Source organism: Bradyrhizobium sp. USDA 4538, from assembly GCF_024171045.1.
Classification (GTDB): Bacteria; Pseudomonadota; Alphaproteobacteria; order Rhizobiales; family Xanthobacteraceae; genus Bradyrhizobium; species Bradyrhizobium australafricanum.
This window is the reverse complement of record NZ_JALJZE010000001.1, coordinates 4,422,325-4,442,848: the sequence shown is the minus strand read 5'-3', so window position 1 is coordinate 4,442,848 and position 20,524 is coordinate 4,422,325. Positions and strand designations below refer to the sequence as shown.

19 protein-coding genes are annotated in these 20,524 nt (G+C 65.7%); 14 read left to right on the top strand and 5 right to left on the bottom strand.

Features of this window, described 5'->3' with window-relative positions; all coding sequences use genetic code 11:
• Positions 1–15 precede the first annotated feature (15 nt).
• Entirely contained in the window at positions 16–417 is a 402-nt protein-coding gene (locus tag J2R78_RS20000) for a PTS sugar transporter subunit IIA (RefSeq protein WP_021076632.1), read from the top strand.
• Positions 414–740, top strand: coding sequence for an HPr family phosphocarrier protein (locus J2R78_RS19995; protein WP_028335869.1), 327 nt, complete (start codon positions 414–416; stop codon positions 738–740). Before J2R78_RS20000 ends, J2R78_RS19995 begins: the two co-directional genes overlap by 4 nt.
• Positions 741–901: 161 nt before the next feature.
• Here J2R78_RS19995 and J2R78_RS19990 read toward each other — a convergent pair whose 3' ends face one another.
• Together J2R78_RS19990 and J2R78_RS19985 are read right to left on the bottom strand one after the other, a co-directional pair.
• Positions 902–2,515 carry a glycosyltransferase family 39 protein gene (locus J2R78_RS19990; protein WP_253606360.1) on the bottom strand — a complete coding sequence of 538 codons (1,614 nt, stop codon included), beginning with the start codon at positions 2,513–2,515 and terminating at the stop codon, positions 902–904.
• A 108-nt stretch (positions 2,516–2,623) separates the two neighbouring features.
• Positions 2,624–2,797: a M15 family metallopeptidase gene (locus J2R78_RS19985; RefSeq protein ID WP_253606359.1), complete on the bottom strand. Its 174-nt coding sequence runs from the start codon at positions 2,795–2,797 to the stop codon at positions 2,624–2,626.
• Positions 2,798–3,074: 277 nt separating this feature from the next.
• On the opposite strand from J2R78_RS19985, the gene lepA reads away from it, so the two are divergent.
• The 6 genes from lepA to J2R78_RS19955 all read left to right on the top strand — a co-directional run bounded on the left by lepA (position 3,075) and on the right by J2R78_RS19955 (position 11,598).
• A complete protein-coding gene (lepA, locus tag J2R78_RS19980) occupies positions 3,075–4,886 on the top strand; it encodes a translation elongation factor 4 (RefSeq protein WP_057019506.1) in 1,812 nt (603 codons plus the stop codon).
• A gap of 100 nt (positions 4,887–4,986) precedes the next feature.
• Complete coding sequence (locus J2R78_RS19975; RefSeq protein ID WP_172648920.1) at positions 4,987–5,319, top strand: hypothetical protein; 333 nt, start codon at positions 4,987–4,989, stop codon at positions 5,317–5,319.
• A 253-nt stretch (positions 5,320–5,572) separates the two neighbouring features.
• The gene (locus J2R78_RS19970; RefSeq protein WP_253606357.1) at positions 5,573–6,799 is read left to right on the top strand and encodes an MFS transporter; all 1,227 of its coding nucleotides are present in this window, start codon (positions 5,573–5,575) and stop codon (positions 6,797–6,799) included.
• Between the two features lie 157 nt (positions 6,800–6,956).
• Complete coding sequence (locus J2R78_RS19965) at positions 6,957–8,129, top strand: acyl-CoA dehydrogenase family protein (protein ID WP_253606356.1); 1,173 nt, start codon at positions 6,957–6,959, stop codon at positions 8,127–8,129.
• 404 nt (positions 8,130–8,533) lie between these two features.
• Positions 8,534–9,451 carry an NADP-dependent oxidoreductase gene (locus J2R78_RS19960; protein WP_253606354.1) on the top strand — a complete coding sequence of 306 codons (918 nt, stop codon included), beginning with the start codon at positions 8,534–8,536 and terminating at the stop codon, positions 9,449–9,451.
• A gap of 179 nt (positions 9,452–9,630) precedes the next feature.
• Entirely contained in the window at positions 9,631–11,598 is a 1,968-nt protein-coding gene (locus tag J2R78_RS19955; protein WP_253606352.1) for a methyl-accepting chemotaxis protein, read from the top strand.
• Positions 11,599–11,619: 21 nt separating this feature from the next.
• Here the strand turns inward: J2R78_RS19955 and J2R78_RS19950 are convergent, their stop codons facing one another.
• A complete protein-coding gene (locus J2R78_RS19950) occupies positions 11,620–12,531 on the bottom strand; it encodes a sterol desaturase family protein (protein WP_253606351.1) in 912 nt (303 codons plus the stop codon).
• Between the two features lie 109 nt (positions 12,532–12,640).
• Here J2R78_RS19950 and J2R78_RS19945 point away from each other — a divergent pair, with 109 nt between their 5' ends.
• Genes J2R78_RS19945 through J2R78_RS19935 form a run of 3 tightly spaced genes read left to right on the top strand, consistent with a single transcriptional unit; the run spans position 12,641 to position 14,522 of the window.
• On the top strand, positions 12,641–13,246 hold the full coding sequence (locus J2R78_RS19945) for a TetR/AcrR family transcriptional regulator (RefSeq protein ID WP_253606348.1): 606 nt from the start codon (positions 12,641–12,643) through the stop codon (positions 13,244–13,246).
• An 11-nt stretch (positions 13,247–13,257) separates the two neighbouring features.
• The gene (locus J2R78_RS19940) at positions 13,258–14,040 is read left to right on the top strand and encodes a TSUP family transporter (protein WP_253606346.1); all 783 of its coding nucleotides are present in this window, start codon (positions 13,258–13,260) and stop codon (positions 14,038–14,040) included.
• A gap of 35 nt (positions 14,041–14,075) precedes the next feature.
• Entirely contained in the window at positions 14,076–14,522 is a 447-nt protein-coding gene (locus tag J2R78_RS19935) for a DUF1801 domain-containing protein (protein WP_253606344.1), read from the top strand.
• 219 nt (positions 14,523–14,741) lie between these two features.
• Here the strand turns inward: J2R78_RS19935 and J2R78_RS19930 are convergent, their stop codons facing one another.
• Positions 14,742–16,940: a putative bifunctional diguanylate cyclase/phosphodiesterase gene (locus J2R78_RS19930; protein WP_375167046.1), complete on the bottom strand. Its 2,199-nt coding sequence runs from the start codon at positions 16,938–16,940 to the stop codon at positions 14,742–14,744.
• A gap of 357 nt (positions 16,941–17,297) precedes the next feature.
• Complete coding sequence (locus J2R78_RS19925) at positions 17,298–17,735, bottom strand: L,D-transpeptidase (protein ID WP_253606340.1); 438 nt, start codon at positions 17,733–17,735, stop codon at positions 17,298–17,300.
• A 195-nt stretch (positions 17,736–17,930) separates the two neighbouring features.
• Between J2R78_RS19925 and mepA the strand changes: the two genes are divergently transcribed.
• The 3 genes from mepA to modA all read left to right on the top strand — a co-directional run bounded on the left by mepA (position 17,931) and on the right by modA (position 20,524).
• Positions 17,931–18,893, top strand: a complete 963-nt coding sequence (mepA, locus tag J2R78_RS19920) for a penicillin-insensitive murein endopeptidase (protein ID WP_253606338.1) — start codon at positions 17,931–17,933, stop codon at positions 18,891–18,893.
• A 130-nt stretch (positions 18,894–19,023) separates the two neighbouring features.
• A complete protein-coding gene (locus J2R78_RS19915) occupies positions 19,024–19,533 on the top strand; it encodes a hypothetical protein (protein WP_253606336.1) in 510 nt (169 codons plus the stop codon).
• Between the two features lie 190 nt (positions 19,534–19,723).
• Complete coding sequence (gene modA / locus J2R78_RS19910) at positions 19,724–20,524, top strand: molybdate ABC transporter substrate-binding protein (protein WP_253606334.1); 801 nt, start codon at positions 19,724–19,726, stop codon at positions 20,522–20,524.

Below are 20,524 nucleotides of genomic sequence, written 5' to 3'. Positions count from 1 at the left end.
CGCGAGGAGTTTCCGATGATTGGTCTAGTGCTGGTGACCCATGGGCGCCTTGCCGACGAGTTCAGAGCGGCGCTCGAACACGTCATGGGTCCGCAGAAACAAATTGAAGCGATTACGATCGGGGCCGAGGACGATTCCGATCTCTGTCGAAGCGACATCATCGAGGCGGTGAACCGCGTCGATAGCGGCGACGGCGTTGCGATCCTCACCGACATGTTTGGCGGCACACCGTCCAACCTTGCGATCTCCTGCATGAGCCGCCCGAAGGTGGAAGTGCTCGCAGGCATCAACCTTCCCATGCTGGTCAAGCTTGCCAAGGTTCGCGAGGAGCGTTCGCTGCCCGACGCGATCGCGATGGCCCAGGAAGCCGGCCGCAAATACGTCACCATCGCCAGCCGCGTTCTCGCAGGCAAATGAGCGACGAGGCCCCGGGCGGAAATCAGGTCGGCCCGGGCGTGCCAGCGGGCGCCATTTCCCGTGAACTCCTGATCGTCAACAAGCGCGGCCTGCATGCGCGGGCATCGGCCAAGTTCGTCCAGCTGGTCGAGCGATTCAACGCCGAGATCTGGGTCACCCGCGGCACCGAGACCGTCGGCGGCACCTCGATCATGGGCTTGATGATGCTCGCCGCCGGGCCAGGCACCACGGTCGTGGTCTCAGCAAAGGGCGACGAAGCGCAGCAGGCGCTCGACGCCATCGCCGAGCTCGTCGCCAGCAAGTTCAACGAGGAAGGCACGTAAGGCAGTCACCTCTCACCTCGCCCCGCTTGCGGGGAGAGGTCGGATCGCATCGAACGATGCGATCCGGGTGAGGGGGTACAGGTCTATCGATAGATCGCCATCGCGGCGAGAGCCCCTCACCCCAACCCTCTCCCCGCAAGCGCGGGGCGAGGGAGCGACAGCTACTTCGCCGGCGGCACCAGATAGACCTTCCACACCGTCGACGGACCGGGATGGCCGTTGAAGAAGCGCATGGTGGTCATCACCAGCGGCTCGGCGTCCTTGGCGTGCTCCGCCATCCACGCCTCGCAGGGCTTCAGGAACACCGGATCGGTGGTGTCGCAGACGCCGATGAAGCCGAGACGCTTGGCTTCGTCGAGCGACGTCAGCCCCGACGACCAGGCTTCGCCCGGCACCAGCGATGCCGGATGATCCGGACTGTAGAACGTCATCGGCTCGCCGATATCGGACCGCGCGACGACCACGGCCCAGCGTGAATGGAATCTGTCCTGCCAGGTCTGGGTGAGTTCGCGCGCGAGCTCGGAGCGCGCGGCGTAGGTCGAGCCGCCGATATGGTTGGACGCGATCTCCTGCGTGGCGATGCTGGGCGCGGCGATCAGCGTGACGATCGTGGCCACGAACCAGATCGCGGTGATCGAGAACAGCGCCATGCGCGGGAAGCGAAGCGAGGGAATCGCGACCAGCGCAAGCGGCACCAGGAAGAACAGCGGGATGCCCCAATCGGTCTTGATATAGACGGTGAACGCCAGCGCGCCGAGCGGCGGCCCGATCGCGACGATCAGCTGGATGATCCAGACGTTGAGCGCCTGCGGAAGGTTGACGGCGGGATTGGGTCCGCGCGACCAGATCCGCGCCAGCACGTCCGACGGCCGCCACGGCACCGAGCCCAGCAGCAGCGCCACAAGGCCCAGCACGACGGGAATCGCGAGCAGCCCGACATTGTGCACGACATAGCCGATCACGAGCTGGACATTGAGTGCGCGGCTCGACAGTGCGTAGACGTCACCGGCATAGGTGAACGGCACGAAGTCCACCTCCTCCAGCCACACCAGATGCGGGATCATCGCCACCGCCATCGTGCCGATCGCAACCCATGGCGCCAGCGAGCGCAGGAATTGCGTCCGTTGCGGATGGATCAGCGCGGCCAGCCCGACGGCCCCGATCATCGTCACCACCCAGTACTTGGTCATCAGCGCCAGCATGCCGGCAAAGCCGAGCCAGAGACCCGATTTGAAGCTGCGCTTCTCGAACGCGTTCAGATAGGCCAGCACCAGCAGCGGCAGCGGCACCAGCTGCGCGAGATCGGCATTGTATTTGAAGCCCTTGAAATTGAAGATCGGGTAGAGCGCGAGCATCACCACCATGAAGAACGCGCGGCGGCGATCGACGACGCGCAGCGCGATCAGCCAGCACACCACCAGCGCGAAGCTGACCGTCGTCATCGCAAGCGCATAGGTCGACCAGTTGGTGACGGGAAAAATCCTGAACCAGACCCCGGCGATCCAGCCCGACAGCGGCGGATGCTTGCCATAGCCAAGCAGGAAGCGCTGGCCCCAGGCATAGGCTTCCGCAACATCCATATGGATGTCCTGTGCGGCCTTGAGCTTGACCAGGATCAGCGTCCACAGCACCGCATGAACCAGCGCAAAGCCGATCACGAACCACAGGCTGGTGCTGGGATCGGTGGCGCGCGAGGCGATCCAGGCGGCGATCCGCCGGATCGTCAGCTTGCGGGTGGTGCGCCGGGCGGCGGGGAGCGTGGAGGCGGTCGACATGGCCTGTGCCTGAGGCATGCCCGGAAGAGTGGAAAGCGGTTTCCCGGAAGGATCATGCCCGAATGGAAGCGGAAGCGCGATGAGTGCTCATCCGCATTTCAACGCGCTTTAGCGCGTTTTTGTGGCCAGTGAAATCAGCTTGGCGTGAGAACGCCTCCAGCCAGCGGATTCACTTTCGGGGAAGTCCGGCCGGTGCTCGAAATGGATGGTATCGCAGTGATACCATTTGCCGCCCCAGATGAAGCCGTGACGCTCGAAGATATCGACGATCTCGCGCGGCATCCGGTTCTCGTAAGGGATGGTCTTGCCTTGCCGGCCCACAGCCGGTCATCCCGAACTTTCAGGTTGAGGTCGATGGCGGCGGCGTAGCCGTGCATGCTCATCCGCCAGGTGTCGGCAACGCGAACGACGATTTTCGAGCTGCCGGACCTGGCAGGAACATGCCCGGAAATCGGTCACGGCAACCCAGCCGGAAACGGCGCCGTGATTCGCCGTCACACCGCTGCAAAATACCGCAATTTGGTTGCCCGCGCGGGGGTGCGGATGCTATCCCGCGCCCATGACAACTGCCCCGATTTCGAACATCCGCAACTTCTCCATCGTCGCCCATATCGACCATGGCAAATCGACCCTTGCTGACCGCCTGATCCAGATGACCGGCGGCCTGTCGGATCGTGAAATGGCGGGCAAGGAGCAGGTGCTCGATTCGATGGATATCGAGCGCGAGCGCGGCATCACCATCAAGGCGCAGACCGTCCGGCTGAACTACCGCGCCAAGGACGGCAAGGATTACATCTTCAACCTGATGGACACGCCCGGCCATGTCGACTTCGCCTACGAGGTCTCGCGGTCGCTGGCGGCCTGCGAGGGTTCCCTGCTCGTGGTCGACGCCAGCCAGGGCGTCGAGGCGCAGACGCTCGCCAATGTCTATCAGGCGCTCGACAACAATCACGAGATCGTGCCGGTCCTCAACAAGGTCGACCTGCCGGCAGCCGAGCCCGAGAAGGTCAAGCAGCAGATCGAGGACGTGATCGGTATCGATGCGTCCGACGCGGTGATGATCTCGGCCAAGACCGGCGTCGGCGTGCCCGACGTGCTGGAAGCAATCGTCACCCGCCTGCCGCCGCCGAAGGGCGACCGCGACGCGACCCTGAAGGCGCTGCTGGTCGACAGCTGGTACGACGTCTATCTCGGCGTGGTCGTCTTGATCCGCGTCGTCGACGGCGTGATGAAGAAGGGGAGCCGCATCCGCATGATGGGCACCGGCGCCGCCTACGACATCGAACGCGTCGGCTTCTTCACGCCGAAGATGGAGCAGGTCGAGGAGCTCGGCCCCGGCGAGATCGGCTTCATCACCGCGGCGATCAAGGAAGTCGCCGACACCCGCGTCGGCGACACCATCACCGATGACAAGAAGCCGATCAGCGAGATGCTGCCGGGCTTCAAGCCGGCGATTCCGGTCGTGTTCTGCGGCCTGTTCCCGGTCGATGCCAACGACTTCGAAACGCTCCGCGCGGCGATGGGCAAGCTGCGGCTCAACGACGCAAGCTTCTCCTACGAGATGGAAACCTCCGCCGCGCTCGGCTTCGGCTTCCGCTGCGGTTTCCTCGGCCTGCTGCATCTGGAAATCATCCAGGAGCGGCTGTCGCGCGAATTCGACCTCAATCTGATCGCGACCGCGCCGAGCGTGATCTACAAGATGAAGCTGACCGACGGCACCGAGCTCGAGATCCACAACCCGGTCGACATGCCCGACGTGGTCAAGATCGCCGAGATCGAGGAGCCGTGGATCGAGGCGACGATCCTCACGCCCGACGAATATCTCGGCAGCGTCTTGAAGCTGTGCCAGGACCGCCGCGGCTCGCAGAAGGAGCTCACTTATGTCGGCTCCCGCGCGATGGTGAAATACGACCTGCCGCTCAACGAAGTGGTGTTCGACTTCTACGATCGCCTGAAGTCGGTCTCCAAGGGCTACGCCTCGTTCGACTATCATCTGACCGACTACAAGCCGGCCGATCTGGTCAAGATGCAGATCCTGGTCAACGCCGAGCCGGTCGACGCGCTGTCGATGCTGGTGCATCGCACCCGCGCCGAAGGCCGCGGCCGCGCCATGGTCGAGAAGATGAAGGAGCTGATTCCGCCGCACATGTTCCAGATCCCGATCCAGGCGGCGATCGGCGGCAAGGTGATCGCGCGCGAAACCGTCCGCGCGCTGCGCAAGGACGTCACCGCGAAGTGCTACGGCGGCGACATTACGCGCAAGCGCAAGCTTCTGGAGAAGCAGAAGGAAGGCAAGAAGAAGATGCGGCAGTTCGGCAAGGTCGACATCCCGCAGGAAGCCTTCATCGCCGCGCTCAAGGTGGACAGCTGAGGCGGCGCTAGCGGCGCGACTGTTGCCCATTCTTGTCCCAGCAACAAAACGCACCATGATTTGAATCGCCACTGCATCGCGCTCCGACTAGACTGCGATCATGTTGCGCATCCTGTCCCTCCTTATCGTCATCCTCGCACTGCTGCAGCCGGACCTGAGCTCCGCCGCCTCCTCGAAGAAGCGGCACGGCAGCACGCGCTGGCATGGCTATGGCTTCCTGCCCGGCTACCGGCAGCCGCCGAACCAAACCATTCCGGTGTTCGGCCCGCGCGGCGCCGCCCGCGGCTACCCGGACTATTCGCCGCAATATTGGTATGGCGGGGACTGGTACTATTTCGGCCGCCCCGGATTCTACCGCGGCCGCTACAATGGCGGCAGTTTTGGCCCGTGCTGGACCTGGACGCCGATCGGACGCGCCTGGCAGTGCGGCTAGAGCGTTTTCGAGCGAAGTGGCTCCCGGTTCGCGTGAAGAAAACGCGTCAAAGCAAGAATCTAGAGCCCCGTTCGGATTCTATCGGAACGGAAAAGGCTCTAGCTGCGCGTCGCTGCGACATCTTGCGCATGCAAGGCCCAATCCGCTGATCCCGGAATGAGAGGCATGTTGCCCGTCATGTTGCCCCTGGACCTCAGATAGGCCAGCATCCTCCCTGCGCGCACCACAACAAACAACAGCGCCGGGGAAACGCATGAGCAAGGCCGCTCGGTTGGATTATGGCTGGGTCGTCGTCGGCGCGGGCGCGCTGATGACCTGCGTCGGCTTCGGCACCATGCTGTCGCTCGCGGTGTTCCTGCAGCCGATCTCGGATGCGATGGGCTGGTCGCGCGCCGGCATCTCGGCGGCGGCGACGCTGGATTTCCTCTGCATGGGTTTTGCGGCGTTCGCCTGGGGCGCGCTGTCCGACCGCTTCGGTACCCGCATCGTGGTGCTGGCGGGCAGCCTGTTGCTAGGGCTTGGCTTAGTGACGGCGAGCCAGGCGCAAAGCCTGTGGCAATTCCAGCTCTGCTTTGGCGTGCTGATCGGAATCGCGGCCGGCAGCTTCTATGCGCCGATGATGGCGCTCGCCAGCGCCTGGATCGACAAGCATCGCAGCCTCGCGGTCGCGCTGGTGTCGGCCGGCATGGGCGTGTCGCCGTTGACCGTCGCGCCGTCGGCAAGCTGGCTGATCACGGCCTATGACTGGCGCTTCGCGATGCTCGTGATCGGCATCGCCGCATGGGCGCTGTTGATCCCCGCGTCGTTCCTGGTGCGCCCGGCGCCGCAGGGAACGGACGTCGCAATCCCGACCGCCGCGAACGCGCCGCAAACCGAATGGACCGCGGCGCAGGCGCTGCGTACGCCGCAATTCATCACGCTGGCGCTGGCGCATTTCGCCTGCTGCGCGGCGCATTCGGGCCCGATCTTCCACATGGTGTCCTACGCCATGGTGTGCGGCATCGCGCCGCTCACCGCGGTCACGGTCTACAGCCTCGCCGGCTTCTCCGGGCTCGGCGGCCGGCTGCTGCTCGGCGTGCTCGCCGACCGGCTCGGCGCCAAGCCGGTGCTGGTCGGCGGCCTCCTGGTGCAGGCGCTGTCGATCGCGACCTATCTCGCGGTGGCGCAGCTCGGCGAGTTCTACGCGCTGTCTGTCGTGTTCGGGCTCGCCTATGGCGGGGTGATGCCGCTCTACGCCGTGCTGGTGCGCGAGTTCTTCGGCGCGCGCATCATGGGCACGGTGTTCGGCGCGGTGTCGGCCTTCGCGAGCCTCGGCATGGCGCTCGGGCCGTGGGCCGGCGGTTACGTGTTCGACACGTTCCACGGCTATACGTGGCTGCACGCCGGTTCCTTTGCGATCGGCCTTGCAGCGGTGGCCGTGGCGCTGAGCTTTTCCACCAAGCGCCAGCCGTCGCTCGATCTCGGCCGCGCCGCCGCCTGAGCGCGGATGCGTTCGTCGCACTCTCGCACACACAGCCGATGGATAGCTGATCTGCATCGGCGCCGTCCCGCCTTGCCTTCCCTTGCCCTCTCCTGCCGGATGAGCCACCATCGCCCGGCCTGCCCAACAAGAATGACAGAAGGCGCCGAGGACACGCATGAACAAGCCGCAGGGATTCGACCTTGTCGAGCGGGCGCGCGCGCTGGCGCCGCTGATCACGAGTGAAGCCGACGAGATCGAACGGACACGGCGACTGACGCCATCCGTCACCGCGGCACTGGTCGAGAACGGGCTGTATCGCGCGCTGCTGCCGAAGCGTTTTGGCGGCGCCGAGGCGACACTGGACGCCTTCATGCAGATGCAGGAGGAGATCGCCAAGGCCGATGCATCGACCGCCTGGTGCCTCGGCCAGTGCAGCGTCTGCGCCATGACCGCGGCCTATCTCGAGCCCGACGCGGCCCACGAGATCTTCAACACCGCGCCCGGCATCCTGGCCTGGGGCGCGATCGCCCATGAGGTCCGTGCGGAGCCCGGAGGCTATCGCGCCAGCGCGCGCTGGGATTTCGCCTCGGGCTCGCGGCAGGCGAGTTGGCTCGGCGCCCATGTCCGCGTCGTCGAGGCCGACGGCTCACCGCGCAAGAAGGCCGACGGTTCGCCGGAGATCCGCACCATCCTGTTCCCGATGTCGTCAGCGACAATGTATGACGTCTGGGACGTGATCGGTCTGAAAGGCACCGGCACCGATTCCTACTCGGTCGACAACCTCTTCATTCCGGAGCAGTTCGCCGCGCTGCGCGACGATCCCGCCGCGTGCCGCGAGCCGGGGCCGCTCTACAAGCTCTCCACCAACATGGTGTTCAGCATGGGCTTTGCCGCCACCTCGCTCGGCGTCGCGCGCGCCATGCTGGACGCAGCGACCGAGCTTGCCCGCGGCAAGACCCCGCAAGGCCTCAAGGCGATGCGCGACAACAACGCCGTGCAGGGCCAGATCGGCCGCACCGAGGCGAGCCTGCGCGCCGCGCGCGCCTATCTGTACACGACGGCCCGCGACGTCTGGAGCGATCTCGTCCGCGGCGATCCGATCACCGAGGCGCATCGCGTCGCGATCCGCATCGCCTCGACCTGGACCATCCACCAGTCGGCCGCGGTGGTCGACATCGCCTATCACATGGCGGGGGCAACCGCGGTGTTCGCCAAGAACCCGTTCGAGCGGCGGTTTCGCGACATGCACGCGATCGCGCAGCAGATCCAGGCCCGCGACACCCAGTACGAGGATGCCGGCAAGGCGATTTTGGCAGGCAATCTCGGCGCTCCGCCGACGACGCGCTGAAGCGCGAAGACGTCAGATTGAGCCAGGACGCGTACTCATAAGTCCGCTGTGTCGGCTCTGCTCCCTAAAACACGACATCGCCGGGTAATCATGGCATGTCGGCTTTGGGCCAACAGTGGGCATGACGACTGGCGGCCCTCGCAATCTGAATTCTGTCCCCGACTGTGCAAAATGGATTCTGTCGACTGCCCGGATTTTTCAGCGGTGCGGTAACGCATTGAGCTCGCAGAGGGCAGCCGTCGCGCTTGGTACAGCCAAAATTCGCAATCTTGGTGCTGTTTTATGAGCAGGCGCGGCGCATCTATTCGTTCGTACTAAGCGACCGAACTGCCTTGGCAGTTCTTGGATAGTCGGCGCGTCCGCGCGCTCTGCAGCAGTTCCACCAAGAGACAAGGAGTATTCCCATGAAGGCCATCGTTGTAACGGACCAAGCCGCGGGAACGGCCGGGATGAAGCTGGTGGACAGGCCCGAGCCGCAGGCAGCGATAAACGACGTCGTCGTTCAGGTTTATGCGTCGAGATTTGTCCCGACTGAGCTGGCGTGGCCCTCGACCTGGACCGATCGCCTCGATCGTGACCGAACACCGTCGATCCCGGGGCACGAGCTGGCCGGAGTGGTCACCGCTCTCGGATATGGCACTACAGGGCTATCGGTGGGACAGCGGGTGTTCGGTCTAGCGGACTGGTATCGCGACGGCACGCTGGCCGAGTATGTGGCGATCGAGGCGCGCAACCTCGCGCCGCTACCGGGCGACGTCGACTTCACAATGGGTGCAAGCCTTCCGGTCTCGGGCCTGACGGCATGGCAAGGACTATTTCAGCACGGCCGCCTCCAGGCGGGGCAGAGCGTCCTCGCACACGGCGCGGCCGGCGCAGTCGGGTCGATGGTGACGCAACTCGCGCGAGAGGCCGGCGCGTATGTGATCGGCTCCGGGCGGTCCGCCGACCGTCAGACTGTGCTCGACTTCGGCGCGCAGGAGTTCGTCGATCTCGACAACGACGCCCTTGAGGACGTCGGCAAAGTCGATCTGGTGTTCGACGTCATTGGCGGTGAAATCCAGAAGCGGTCGGCAAAACTGATTCGAGGCGGAGGAACGCTGGTGACGATCGTTGGGCCGGCCGAGGCGCGACCCTCCGACGGCCTGGCGGTCGACTTCGTCGTCGAGTCCGATCGTTCCCAACTGACTGAGATCGTCCAGCGGGTGCGGGACGGACGCCTGCGGACGAACATCGGCAACGTCACGACTCTCGACGAGGCCGTCGCTGCCTTGAATCCGACCGGTCGACGCAAAGGGAGTACGATCATCCGCGTTCGCCCCTGAGTGACACATGCCTATTGATGCGCGCAGCCGGCCGGCCCTGTCAGGCCAGACGTTGAACAGTACGAAAGTAGCACCGGCGGCCATGGTCGCGGCACGAATACCGGCGGCGCAACATCCGGTTGTTAAGCTTTTTCTGCGACTTTGCGGACGGCGCTAATGCCTGGAGTTTCGCTGGTCCCATGTTCACGCTTCGATCGATTGCCGCCCGCCCGATTCTGGCGATTTCGCTGACTGTCGCGGTCGCCTGCGCCATCCTCGGCGGCTTCTCCATCAGCCAGCAGCGGGCGCTGACGCGGCTCGCGCTCGATCAGCAGCTCAAGCTGCAATATGACAGCGTGATTGCGGCGATCGACTACGAGGGGCGCGCCGCGCTTGCGGTCTCGGCTGTCATCGCCGCCCTGCCGCCGGTCGAAGATGCTATCGCCAAGGGCGACCGCGACGGCCTCGGAAGGCTGCTCGGCGCCTCCTGGGCAGCGATGAAGGCGCAGGGCATCCCGCTGATCTCGTTCTGGCAGCCCCCGGCAACTGGCTTCTACCGGGTCCACGCGCCGAAGGTATTCGGCGACGACGCCTCGACGCGGCGCACCACGGTGGTGGAATCGAACAGGACCGGCAAGCCGATCGTCGGCGTCGAGCCCGGCCGCGAAGCGCTTTCGATCTTCGGCATGACCCCGATCATGCACGAGGGCAAGACGCTGGCCAATGTCGACGTCGGCGCCGCCTTCGGCAAGGAATTCGTCGACCGCGCCAAGAAGCGCTTCGGCATCGACCTCGCGGTGCACTCCTTCGACGGCCAGAGCTTCAAGCGGCTGTCCTCGACCTTCGGCGACACCGTGGTCGCGACCCAGGACGAGCTCAAGCGTGTGATGAACGGTGCGGCCCTGCTGCGCGACGCCGTTCTCGACGGCCATGCGGTCGAGCTCTATCTCGGCCAGATCAAGAACTACGCCGGCGAACCGGTCGCCGTGCTCGAGATCGTCAAGGACACCAGCGACTATGAAGCCGCCGCCGCGAGCGCGCAGCGCAATCTGATCCTCGGCGTGATCGCGATCATGGCCGCCGCCGTGCTGCTCGCGTTCCTGCTCGGCCGTGGCCTGTCGCGGCCGCTCACCGCGATCACCGCGGTCATGAACCGCCTGTCCAGCGGCGACACCAGCGTCACCATACCCGGCAGCGAGCGCCGCGACGAGCTCGGCACGATGGCGAAGGCGGTCGATGTGTTCCGCCGCAGCATGGTCGAAACCTCCTCGCTGCGCGAGGCGCAGGAGGCCGACAAGGTGAAGGCGGAGGCCGACAAGCAGGCCTTGCAGCGGCAGATGGCCGATCGTTTCGAAGCCGACGTCAAGGGCATGGTCGCCGCCGTCGCGCGGTCCTCGGGCGACATGCAGCGCGTCGCGGGCGAGATCACCGCCAGCGTCAACGGCGCCTCCGAACGGACCTCGGCGGCAGCCGCCGCGTCCGAGGAAGCATCCGCCAGCGTCAATGCGGTCGCAGCCGCAACCGAGGAGCTGGCGTCCTCGATCACCGAGATCGGCCGCCAGGTCACCCATTCCAGCCGCGTCGCCGACAGCGCCGTGACCAAGGCCATGGAGACCACCGAGATGGTGACGAGCCTCGCCGCATCGGCAGAGAAGATCGGCGACGTGCTGCGCCTGATCAGCGCGATCGCGAGCCAAACCAATCTGCTGGCCCTCAACGCCACCATCGAGGCCGCACGCGCCGGCGAGGCCGGCCGCGGCTTTGCCGTGGTCGCTGCCGAGGTGAAGGACCTGGCGAGCCAGACCGCGAAGGCAACCGAGGAGATCGCTGGCCAGGTCGGCGCGATCCAGTCCGCCACCGGCAACTGCGTCAGCGCGATCGGCGACATCAGCGGCACCATCCGCGAGATCTCGGGTATCGCCACCGCGATCGCGGCCGCCGTCGAGCAGCAGGACTCGGCGACGCGGGAGATTGCCCGCAGCGTGCAGCAGGCGTCCACCGGGACCGTCGAGGTCTCCGCCAATATCGCGGGGGCGAGCGAGGCCGCCGGCCAGTCGCGGGCCCTCACCGGCAATGTGCTGGATACGTCCGGCCAGCTCGGCGATCACGCCGCCGCGCTGTCGCACAGCGTCGACACCTTCCTCGCCGGACTGCGCAACGCCGCCTGAGCGGCGGCGCCGGGCTTCAAGTCATGGCCAGGGCAGCACGGGCGGCGGAGCGGACCGGTCGGACTTGTCGTCCGGCCGAGCGTCGACCCGCCCCCAATCGCGCATGAACGGCATCTTCAGCAATCCGCGCAGCGACTGCTTCTCGGGATCATCGAAGCCATCGAGACCGTAGCGCAGCTCCGCGAAGCGCGGACCACGATTATAGGTGCCGCCGAGCCGGTCCCAGATCGAGAGCAGGTTCGAATAATTGCTGTCGGTCTCCGGCTGATGACGCGAATGATGCATCTTGTGCATGTTCGGCGTCACGAAGACGAGCCGCAGCCAGCGGTCGAGCCGCTTGGGCAGGCGGATATTGGCGTGCTCGAACTGGGCGTTCAGCGCCGACAGCGTCAGATAGCTGACCAGCACCCAGGCCGGCGTTCCGAACACGACCACGCCGGCGATGTGCCAGCCGATCCGCCACAGCGTCTCGCCGGGATGCTCGCGGAAGGCCGTGGTGACGTCGACGAAGCGGTCGGCATGGTGCATGCGGTGGAAGCGCCACATCCAGCCGAGCTTGTGCATGGAGACGTGGGCGAAATAGGCGAACAGGTCGAGCCCGATGATGCCGAGCAGGAGCTGGTTCAGAGGTGACAGGCCGAGCCAGTGCGACAGGCCGAATTTCGCATCCAGCGTCCATTGCGCGGCCAGCGGCGACAGCGGGCTGAGCAAAAGGTTCACGCCGACGAAGATCAAGGTGATGGCGGCGTTGCGGCCGATATTGCGCAGCCGGTCACTGCGGCCATAGCTGAACAGCGGAAACGCGGCCTCGAACAGCAGCACGATCGCGAACGACGCGAGCAGGAACGCGATGCGCGCGCCGGTCGACGGCAGCTCGACATGAGCCATCTCAGCCGCGCCCGGATGCCACAGAAGCTTTGCAAAGCCGATCATGCCGACAGCCCTCCCCTCTTTACAAAACGAATATCCTTTCTTTATAGTGACGGCGAATGATCGTCAAGCCCGCCGCATCGGCCGGCCGCGACCTGTCAAGGACCCGACAATGCCGAAGGTGAAACCCGAAACGCTCGCGATCCGCCGCGAGGAGATTTTGCAGGCCGCGGAGATCTGCTTTGCCCGCCAGGGATTTCACCAGACCACGATCCAGGACGTGATCAAGCAGTCCGGGCTCAGCGCCGGCTGCATCTACGGGCATTTCACGGGCAAGGAGGAGCTGATCCAGGCGATCGGCGAAAGCCGCCATGGCCGCGACAGCGCGCTGCTGGCGCTTGAGGGTCCACCGGACGACGTGTTGCAGAGCCTGCGCTCGATCGCCCGCGGCTTTCTCGGCGACCTGCAGAAGGAAGAAGGCCTGCGCGCCCGCCGCGTCGCGTTGCAGCTCTGGGCGGAGGCGCTGCGCGACGACGTGGTCCGCGACCAGGTGGTGAGCGGAATTCGCCAGCCGATCGCCCTGATCGTGGACCTGCTGCGGCGCGGCCAGAAGAGCGGCGCGATCGACCGCGGCGTGCAGCCGCGCGGCGCGGCGCGGGCAATGGTCGCGATGTTCCAGGGCATCGTGCTGCAACGGCTGTGGGGCGAAACCGTCTCGACCGCGGAGGCGATGCACGCCTTCGACATCTTCCTTGCCGGCCTTGCCGCCAGGCGCTGACGGGGGATGCGGTGATCGTCCACGACCTCCTCGCCGGCATCGGCACGGGCCTCGCCGGCGGTCTGACCGCCGGGCTGCTCGGCGTCAGCCCCGGCGGCGGACTGGTCGTGTTCTCGGTGCTGCTGCTCGGCGCCGGGCAGCACGTCGCGCAAGGCATCTCGCTGGTCGCGCAGGTGCCGCCGACCAGCCTCACCGGGATCCGGCGCTATTGGCAGAGCGGCAACCGCACACCGTTGCGCTGGATCGCGCTCTTGACAGTCGGCTTCGTCGCCGGCGGCGCGGCCGGCGCACTCGCCGCCAACCATGTCGTTGAGTCCGCGCTGCGCTGGACCTACGTGGCATATCTCGTCGTGCTCGACGCGATGCTGATCCTGCGCGGCGGACGTGACCAGGCGAAGCACGACGACAAGGGCACCGCGCGCGAAATATCCTGGCCGGCGCTGCTCATTGTCGGGCTGCTGGCGGGCCTGTCGTCGGGCTTTCTCGGCATCGGCGGCGGACTGGCGACCGTAGTGGGCTTAAGCGCCGTGCTCGGGGTGCCGCAGCATCAGGCGCAGATGGCGAGCCTCGTGATGTCGCTGATCCCGACCACGATCCCCTCGGCCTGGATCTATTGGAGCGAGGGCTCGCTGGCGTCCTGGCCGGTGCTGGCGGGCGTGATCGTCGGCCTGCTGGCCGGCACCGATCTCGGCGCCCGCGCCGCCAACCGCATCGACCGCGCGCGGTTACGCAGCGCGATGATCGTCTTCGTCTCGCTGATGGCGGTCTATATGACCTTCAAGGCGCTGTGGTAGATAGATCTAGGTACGTCCTCCTCACGGAGCCCATTATGCGCAAGCCGGCAACATCGACCAGCAAGGCGGCGCGACGGCCGCACACCAAACCGGCAGCTGCGCTGTTCGACGCGTACCCTGCCCCGGTCAAAGCCAAGCTGCTGGCGCTGCGGCGGCTGATCTTCGAGACCGCGAAGGCAACCAAAGGCGTCGGCGCGCTGGAAGAGACATTGAAGTGGGGCCAGCCGAGCTACCTCACGCCGGAGACCGGCAGCGGCAGCACGGTCCGGATCGATCAGGTGAAGCCGGCTGCCGACCAGGTCGCGGTCTACTTCCACTGCCAGACCAATCTGGTCGAGACCTTCCGCGAGCTCTATCCCGAGCTCAGCTACAGCGGCAACCGCGCCATCCTGCTCGATGTCGCGGGCAAGCTGCCGGAGCCCGCGCTGCGCCACTGCGTGGCGCTGGCGCTGACTTATCATCTCAACAAGAAAGAATCGTAGGGCGTGAAGGCGACGGCGGTGCGCTCCCTCTCCCCGTTCTTACGGGGAGAGGGTTGGGGTGAGGGGCCGTCTCCGCACATTCGGTAATAGCTGCGTTCGCGGAGAATCCCCCTCACCCGGAACGCATCTAACGATGCGTTCCGACCTCTCCCCGCACGCGGGGCGAGGTAAGGGGAGCCCGACGCTCGATCGAGGTAACATCTCTGCCTCTAGGCTCCACTACGCCACCAGCGCGGTCGCGACGCGCTGCGCCTTCAAGAGTCTGATGACCTCGGCGTTCGGCCGGGCGCGGCTGAACAGAAAGCCCTGGCCCTCGTGGCAACCCTCGGCGCGCAGGCGGCTCAACTCCGCCTCGGTCTCGACGCCCTCGGCGGTGATGGTGACGCCGAGCCCGATGCCGAGACTGACGATCGAACGCACGATCGCCTGCGCGTCCGGGTTCGCGCCGAGGTCGCGCACGAACGACTGGTCGATCTTGATCTTGTCGAACGGAAAGCTGCGCAGATAGCTGAGGCTCGAATAGCCGGTGCCGAAATCGTCCATCGACATCCGCACCCCGAGCGCGCGGAGCGCATGCAGCGTCGCCAGCACCTGGCTGCTCTTCTCGAGCAGCAGCGTCTCGGTGATCTCGAGCTCGAGCCGCCGCGCCGGCAGGCCGGATTGCCGCAGCGCGTCGGTGACCAGCGCCAGCAGGTTGCCGGTACGGAATTGCAGCGGCGACAGGTTGACCGCAACACGCACGTCATCCGGCCATTGCGCCGCGTCCATGCAGGCGCGATGCAGCATCAGCGCGCCCAGCGGATTGATCAGCCCGGTCTCCTCGGCCACCGGGATGAACTCGCCCGGCGAGATCATGCCGCGCTCCGGATGCGGCCAGCGCACCAGCGCCTCGAAGCCGGTGATGCGCCCGGTCGCAAGATCGACCAGCGGCTGGTAATAGGGCCGCAGGCCTTCGTTCTGGATCGCATCGCGCAGGTCGATCTCGATCTTGCGGCGGCTCTGGGCACGCGCGTCCATCTCCGCCTCGAAGAAGGAGAAGGTGCCGCGGAATTCGCTCTTGGCGCGCGACAAGGCCATGTCGGCGCTCTTCAGGAGCTTTTCGGAATCCTCGCCGTCACCGGGCGACATCGCGATCCCGATGCTGGCGCCGATCACCACCGAATGCCCCTCGAGCAGATAGGGCTCGCCGATCGCGTCCAAAATCCGCCGCGCCAGCAGCACCGCGTCCTCGGGCCGCATCACGCCGCCCTGCACGATGGTGAACTCATCGGAGTTGAGACGGGCCAGCGCGTCTTCCTCGCGCAACGTCGAGCGCAGGCGCTTGGCGACCGCGCGCAGCAGCTTGTCGCCGATGGCGTGACCGAGCGTCTCATTGACCGCCTTGAAATTGTCGAGACCCAGCATCAGCACCGCAACCTTGTCGGTCGAGCGGCGGGTGTGCTGCAGCATCTCGTCCATCTGCTGGCGCAGCAGATTGCGGTTGGGCAGGCCGGTCAGGCTGTCGTGCTGGGCCATAAAGGCGAGCCGCGCCTCGGCGCGCTTGCGTTCCGTGATGTCCATCAGCGCGAGCAGCATCGCCGGCTGGTCGCCATGCATCAGCTGGCGCGAATAGATCGCAAGGTCGATCAGCGTACCGTCGGCGCGTACATGCTTCCAGGTCCGCGCCGCCTGCTCGTCGCTGCTGCGGCCTGCCGCCCAAGGCAGCTCGGCATCGAACGCCTGCAGGCTCCTGATCGTCATCCGCTCGAATTCGGCGCGGACATAGCCGTAATGCGCGATCGCGGCGTCGTTGACCGCGAGGATCCGCTCGCCGTCGAGCGCGCACAGGATCATCGGCACCGGATTGCCGTCGAACAGCAGGCGGAACGACGCCTCGCGCTGCTTCAGTTCAGTGATGTCGACGCGCAGGCCGACGATGCCGCCATCTGCGGTCAGCCGCTCCTCGATCAACACCACGCGGCCGTCGGCCAGCACCTGCTCGTGCCGCTCGCCGGGCTGGTACATCTTCCTGAGCCGTTCGGCGATCCACTCTTCCTCGCGGCCGGCAGCCTCAGGATAGTCGCCGCGCGCGACACCGATGCGGATGGTGTCTTCGAGGCGCGCGCCGTGCTCGAACAGGTCGGAGCTGCGCTTGTAGATTTCCGAGTATTTCTTGTTCCAGAGTGTGTAGCGGCCTTCCGGATCCAGGAACACGATGCCCTGCGGCAGGATGTCGATCGCCTCACGCAGCCGCGCGTTGGATTTGCGCGCCTCGGCGATCGCGGCCTCGGCCTGCGCGCGCTGGCGCACCAGTTCGCCGATCTCGACCGCGGGGCGGCGCGATCTGCCCGACACTTTCGGCATCGGTGTGGGACGACGGCCCCGAGGACGGGACAGTTTGGCCTGGTTCGGTTTCTTGGTGTTTTTCTTCGGCCGCATCATCGGTATCGCACGCCCCACGCGCATTCCAGTTCGGCGATATATCTGCGATAAGTCTCTGAAAAATTGGTATCTCTTGGCGAGTAGCTGCGCTGCCTGAGAAGCCCTTGCATGCCTGCTTTGCAGGCGAATTCACGCCGGGCGCGAGTTCGTTTCCGGTGGGCCAGCGGCGCACGGCACAGATTCGCAGCATGGAAGCGCCGGCGCTTGGTGAAGGAAGCGTAAACCGGCGCGCGATTGCACAATGAATGCGCCGAAGACGCTTCAAGCGCACCAATGTTTGTCAGCGTGCGGCAGGGTTATCGTGCGGTTAATCCGCGGTGCGCCTCAGCCTTCGCATTTTTGCCGGATCATACCTTAGTTGGTGATCTCAATCCGCGTGCCGCCGCGGCCGTTGCGCTCGACCAGCCCATAGAGCATTGCGGCGTGCGAGGGATGCAGGCGCACGCAGCCATGCGAGGCCGGCCCGCCAAGGCGCGTGAGTTCGTATGTTCCATGGATGGCAAAGCCGCGGTGGAAGAAGATCGAGTGCGGCATCGGCGAGTTATAGTACTTCTTCGAGTACCAGCGGCGCGCCAGCATCTGCGGACGAAAGACTCCACTCGGCGTGCCATAGCCGCGGCGGCCGGTCGACACCGGCCAGTTGTAGCGTCTCGCGCCGTCGACGCTGACCGCCATGCGCTGCGACGATTTATCGATGTGAACGACGACGTCGGCCCGCGCCGGCGAGAGCGCCAAAATCGGCGCGGCAATCGTGGCGGCAAACGCCAGCCGTACGCACGATACGCTTGTCACAATAACGCCTACCCTGAAATTATTGCGGACATGATGTCGCCCACAACGTGCGCTTGTAAAGTGGCGTGGCTCACATCGGAGCCTGGAAGCCGCGGGTAATCTTAATCCACCCTGTGGGCGATCAAGCGAATGGGATGAAAGCGCGGTCCGCCTGCTCCGAATCCATGCTAGCCTTGCGCCGACAGAGTGATCCGAATGACACCCCGCCTGCGTCTGTTCCCACTCCTGATCTTAGCCGTCGTCGCCTGCACCATCTCCGCGCGGGCGCAGGACAGGGGCTCGCTCAATCCACAGCCGCTGCCGCCGCTCGCCAACCCCAACGATCCAAAGATCGGGGCGAAGCAGCTGTTCGCGCGCAAGGTGCTGCCGGCGGCGTTGCCGACCCGGTCGATCGGCGGCTACACCAAGGGTTGTCTCGCCGGCGCCGCGCAGATGCCGCTCAACGGCGAGACCTGGCAGGTGATGCGCCTGTCGCGCAACCGCTACTGGGGTCACCCCAACATGATCGCGCTGCTGAAGCGGCTTGCGGCCAACGCGCACAAGGACGCCGGCTGGCCGGGCATCCTGGTCGGCGATATCGGCCAGCCGCGCGGCGGCCCCGCGCTCTCCGGTCATGCCAGCCACCAGATCGGACTCGACGCCGACATCTGGTTGACGCCGATGCCCGATCGCAAATTGTCGCGCGAGGACCGCGAGGAGATGTCGGCGGTGATGATGGTGCGCGACGACCGGCTCGACATCGATCCGCGCGTCTTCACGCCGGGCCACGTACTCGTTATCCGCGACGCGGCGCGGGAGCCGGCGGTGCAGCGCATCTTCGTCAATCCCGCGATCAAGAAGGCGCTGTGCCGCGAGGCCACGGGCGATCGCGGCTGGCTGTCGAAGATACGGCCGTGGTGGGGCCACGACTACCACTTCCACATTCGCATGCGATGTCCGTCCGGCAGCCCGACCTGCGAGAGCCAGAAGGCGCAGGCGGAGGGCGAAGGCTGCAAGCCGTCCGATCTCGCCTTCTGGTTCAAGGATTCGGTGCTGCATCCGAAGCCTCCGCCGAAGCCGCCGAAACCCCGCCCGCCGATGACGCTGGCGCAGATGCCGGCTGACTGCAGGACGGTGCTGAACGCCCCCGACGCCAAACAGCAGCTGCCAGGGCAATAACATCTTCGTCAGGCGGCTATGCCGGCCGGCTCGAACTGCGATATGATCTCGTGCCGTCGCGCCGTAAGCGCGTTCGGGCGATGGATCGGGGCGGCTGATCTGTTTATCCGTCATCATGAATGGACCAGACATGCGCAAATCGCTCCTCGCCGCATCGCTCGTGCTCGTCTCGACTTCCGCTGTCGCGGCGGAGGAGCCGAGCGGCTGTGACAAGTTCAAATGGTCGATCGACCGTGCGCGCGCCGCGCTGACCGCGTCCGATCGCGCCAAGGTCGTATCAGGGAGCGAGCAGACGGCGCTGCCGGCGACCGCGATCACGCTGGCGCTGGTGGCCCCCGGCGACGCCAAATTGCCGGCTCCGCCGGAGCGCGCGCCGAAGGAGGGCACCTTCGCCGGCTTCACCAGCTTCAAGGCCGCGCCGAAGGCCGGGCTCTATACCGTCAGCCTGTCGGCCGGGGCCTGGGTCGACCTGGTGCAGGACGGGCATCTCCTGAAGCCCAAGGCGTTCAGCGGCGCGACCGATTGCGACGGTATCCGCAAGACCGTGAAATATGACCTCGCCGCCAGCCCCTTCGTGCTGCAAGTCAGCGGCTCAAAAGAGAACTCGCTGTCGATCGCGATCCAGCCGGCGGATGAATAGGACGAACGGTTAGACAAACGGTCGCCTTTACCGTAAGCCCCAGCCTGCTATGTTTGCAGTGCGATATCCCTGAGGACCGTAAGTCCGTCGGGGACCAGCGGAACAGCGCTTCCGTCCGTCGCAGGCCAGACCTCACTCAACGCCTGATTTGCGCGCCCGTTCGCGCGTGAACCCGCACGGAGCGCTTTCCATGTCACGACTTTCAATTTCACGACCTGCCGGACTTTTCACCGCCTTCGTCATCCTGCTCGGCGCGCTGCATTCGCCCGCGAGAGCGGAGGACAAGACGCTCACCGTCTTTGCCGCCGCCTCGATGAAGAACGCGCTCGACGATATCGACGCGGCCTATACCGCCAAGACCGGCGTCAAGATCACCGCCAGCTATGCCGCGAGTTCGGCATTGGCAAAACAGATCGAGCAGGGCGCGCCGGCCGACGTGTTCGTCTCCGCCGACACCGACTGGATGGACTATGCGATCAAGCAGAAGAACATCAATGAGCAGACGCGGGTGAACCTGCTCGGCAACTCGATCGTGCTGATCGCGCCGAAGGATTCCAAGATCGACAACGTCAACATCGGCCCGGGCTTCGATCTCGCCAAGCTCGCCGGCGACGGCAGGATCGCGACCGGCGACGTCAAGGCGGTGCCGGTCGGCAAATACGCCAAGGCCGCGCTGGAGAAGCTCGGCGCCTGGCAGGCGGCGGAGCCGAAATTCGCGATGGCCGAGAGCGTGCGCGCGGCGCTGACGCTGGTGGCGCGCGGCGAAGCCGTGCTCGGCATCGTCTATTCGACCGACGCCAAGGTCGAGCCGGGCGTCAAGATCGTCGGCACCTTCCCGGCCGACACCCATCCGGCCATCATCTATCCGGTCGCGGCGACCACGACCGCGAAGCCGGAGACCGCCGAGTACCTTGCCTTCCTGCGCTCGTCCGCGGCGAAGACGATCCTCGAGAAATACGGCTTCAAGTTCCTGATCAGCCCGACGACCTAA

Excerpts from the sequence above, each read along its gene's own strand:
- J2R78_RS19930 (WP_375167046.1), bottom strand. The coding sequence starts at position 16,940 with ATGCGGCCGAAGAAAAACACCAAGAAACCGAACCAGGCCAAACTGTCC.
- J2R78_RS19935 (WP_253606344.1), top strand. The coding sequence starts at position 14,076 with ATGCGCAAGCCGGCAACATCGACCAGCAAGGCGGCGCGACGGCCGCAC.
- modA (WP_253606334.1), top strand. The coding sequence starts at position 19,724 with ATGTCACGACTTTCAATTTCACGACCTGCCGGACTTTTCACCGCCTTC.
- J2R78_RS19960 (WP_253606354.1), top strand. The coding sequence starts at position 8,534 with ATGAAGGCCATCGTTGTAACGGACCAAGCCGCGGGAACGGCCGGGATG.
- J2R78_RS19985 (WP_253606359.1), bottom strand. The coding sequence starts at position 2,797 with ATGCCGCGCGAGATCGTCGATATCTTCGAGCGTCACGGCTTCATCTGG.
- J2R78_RS19965 (WP_253606356.1), top strand. The coding sequence starts at position 6,957 with ATGAACAAGCCGCAGGGATTCGACCTTGTCGAGCGGGCGCGCGCGCTG.
- J2R78_RS19950 (WP_253606351.1), bottom strand. The coding sequence starts at position 12,531 with ATGATCGGCTTTGCAAAGCTTCTGTGGCATCCGGGCGCGGCTGAGATG.
- J2R78_RS19915 (WP_253606336.1), top strand. The coding sequence starts at position 19,024 with ATGCGCAAATCGCTCCTCGCCGCATCGCTCGTGCTCGTCTCGACTTCC.
- J2R78_RS19975 (WP_172648920.1), top strand. The coding sequence starts at position 4,987 with ATGTTGCGCATCCTGTCCCTCCTTATCGTCATCCTCGCACTGCTGCAG.
- J2R78_RS19990 (WP_253606360.1), bottom strand. The coding sequence starts at position 2,515 with ATGTCGACCGCCTCCACGCTCCCCGCCGCCCGGCGCACCACCCGCAAG.
- J2R78_RS19955 (WP_253606352.1), top strand. The coding sequence starts at position 9,631 with ATGTTCACGCTTCGATCGATTGCCGCCCGCCCGATTCTGGCGATTTCG.
- mepA (WP_253606338.1), top strand. The coding sequence starts at position 17,931 with ATGACACCCCGCCTGCGTCTGTTCCCACTCCTGATCTTAGCCGTCGTC.
- J2R78_RS19970 (WP_253606357.1), top strand. The coding sequence starts at position 5,573 with ATGAGCAAGGCCGCTCGGTTGGATTATGGCTGGGTCGTCGTCGGCGCG.
- J2R78_RS19995 (WP_028335869.1), top strand. The coding sequence starts at position 414 with ATGAGCGACGAGGCCCCGGGCGGAAATCAGGTCGGCCCGGGCGTGCCA.
- J2R78_RS20000 (WP_021076632.1), top strand. The coding sequence starts at position 16 with ATGATTGGTCTAGTGCTGGTGACCCATGGGCGCCTTGCCGACGAGTTC.
- lepA (WP_057019506.1), top strand. The coding sequence starts at position 3,075 with ATGACAACTGCCCCGATTTCGAACATCCGCAACTTCTCCATCGTCGCC.
- J2R78_RS19945 (WP_253606348.1), top strand. The coding sequence starts at position 12,641 with ATGCCGAAGGTGAAACCCGAAACGCTCGCGATCCGCCGCGAGGAGATT.